At 52.6% G+C, this 2084-nt stretch carries 4 protein-coding genes; all 4 read left to right on the top strand.

Features of this window, described 5'->3' with window-relative positions; translation table 11 throughout:
* A partial coding sequence (locus ACESQI_RS23075; protein ID WP_373127286.1) for a DUF4138 domain-containing protein occupies positions 1–307 on the top strand: 307 nt, incomplete at its 5' end.
* 2 nt (positions 308–309) lie between these two features.
* Positions 310–882: a conjugal transfer protein TraO gene (locus ACESQI_RS23070; RefSeq protein WP_005832127.1), complete on the top strand. Its 573-nt coding sequence runs from the start codon at positions 310–312 to the stop codon at positions 880–882.
* Positions 883–895: 13 nt separating this feature from the next.
* The gene (locus tag ACESQI_RS23065) at positions 896–1762 is read left to right on the top strand and encodes a toprim domain-containing protein (RefSeq protein WP_005832125.1); all 867 of its coding nucleotides are present in this window, start codon (positions 896–898) and stop codon (positions 1760–1762) included.
* A 39-nt stretch (positions 1763–1801) separates the two neighbouring features.
* The coding region (locus ACESQI_RS23060) for a TraQ conjugal transfer family protein (protein WP_373127284.1) at positions 1802–2084 on the top strand (283 nt) is incomplete at its 3' end.

Below are 2084 nucleotides of genomic sequence, written 5' to 3'. Positions count from 1 at the left end.
AAACCGGTCCAACGTGCCTTATGAGGTGGATTTCGTGACTTTTAAAATTGTGGACAAGAAGCTGATGAAACGTACCGCCATTCAGGAACAGGTGATATTCCCACTGCGTGCTTACGACTATGTAACGTCCGTCGCGGGGAAAAAGGACGGGCGCACCGTTTTCGTCTTCGACAAATTCACCATCCCCTCGGACAAGGTGCTGATGGTGGAGATGCACGAGAAAGGCGGTGGCAGACACCAGACCTTCACCGTGGAAAGTGAGGACATCGTGAGAGCCGGGGTTATCAACGAACTTAAAGTGAAGTAGCCATGAAGAAGTATCTGTTCCTTTTTGTTACAGCCGTGTCGCTTGCCCTGTTTTCAGGGCGGGCGCACGCCCAGCGGTACCTGCCCGGGATGAAGGGCGTGGAACTGCGCGGAGGATTTGCGAACGGCTCAAAGTCCCCCTTGAATTATTATACCGGATTTGCCGTTTCCGGATACACCCCAAAAGCCAACCGCTGGGTCATAGGCGCCGAGTATCTGATGAAGAATTATGGGTATCGGGATGCGAGCGTACCCCGTGCGCAGTTCACGGCAGAAGGCGGCTATTATCTGAAATTCCTGTCTGATCCGACAAAGACGGTCTTCCTCTCGGTCGGCGGTTCCGCACTGGCCGGCTATGAGACCGTGAACTGGGGCGAGAGGATACTGTATGACGGTTCGAGGCTGCTCGCCAAGGATGCGTTTGTCTATGGCGGCGCGATAACCCTGGAACTTGAGGCATACGTGACAGACCGCATCGTCCTTCTTGCCGCTATCCGGGAACGTGTATTGTGGGGAAGCTCGCTGGACCTGTTCACGACACAATTCGGTCTGGGTGTCAAATTCATAATCCATTAGAACCGTATCGCTTATGACTATAGAAGAGATAAGAGACATTCCAATCGCCGTTTTTCTGGCACGGATGGGATATGAACCGGCAAGAAGACGGGGGGATGAATATTGGTATCTGGCCCCGTACCGGGAGGAGCGCACCGCCTCGTTCCAGTTGAATGTCCGTAAGGATATATGGCATGACTTCGGTACCGGACAGGGAGGCGACATATTCACCCTTGCGGGGGAGTTTATCGGCAGCGGGGATTTCAAGGCGCAGGCCAGGTTCATCACAGGGATATGGGGCGGTCTTGCTCCCGAACACAAGACCGTTTCCCGTTCCGGGGAAAATGACAGGGAAGATTCCCATAGGCAGGAAAGTTTCACGAAGGTACAGTCCGGACCGCTGCACAACAGCGTCCTGCTCCGTTATCTGGCGGAACGTGGCATTAGCGGTGATGTGGCTATGCCGAACTGCAAGGAGATCAGGTACACCTTGCACGGGAAGCGGTATTTCGCCATCGGTTTCAGGAATGTCAGCGGTGGGTACGAGGTGCGCAACCGCTTTTTTAAGGCCAGTCTCTCTCCGAAAGACATTTCGCTGATGGACAACGGTTCGGATACTTGCAATCTCTTCGAGGGGTTTATCGACTGCCTCTCGTGGATGCAACTCGAATTGGGATGTGGCGACGACTATCTCGTACTGAACTCGGTGGCATTGCTGGAACGCTCGTTCCCCGTTCTTGACAGATATGAGAGAGTCAACTGTTACCTGGACCGGGACGAAGCCGGACGGCGCACGCTGGAGGCGCTCCGCAAACGCTATGCGGATAAAATAGTGGACTGTTCCTCTTTGTACAAAGGATACAAGGATCTGAACGAATACCTGCAGAACAAGTTTCTGTAAAAATAGAATTAAGTATAACGTATTAAAATCTGATTGAATATGAATGCATTGAATAAAAAAAGAGAATTGGCCGGAATGATGGCAATCCTGTTCCTGGGTCTGGCGGCTTGTCTGTTGTCCGCCTGCAATGATGAAATGGATGTACAGCAGTCCTATCCGTTCAAGGTGGAGACCCTGCCTGTCCCCACACGTATTGTGAAAGGTGAGACGGTGGAAATACGGTGTGAACTCAAACGTGAAGGACGGTTTTCCGATGCCCGCTACACCATCCGATATTTCCAGCCGGACGGCAAGGGTACACTCCGTATGGATGACGGGATAG

Source organism: Bacteroides sp. HPS0048, assembly GCF_964240755.1.
Taxonomy (GTDB): domain Bacteria; phylum Bacteroidota; class Bacteroidia; order Bacteroidales; family Bacteroidaceae; genus Bacteroides; species Bacteroides nordii.
This window is presented reverse-complemented; position numbering and strand designations above follow the sequence as displayed.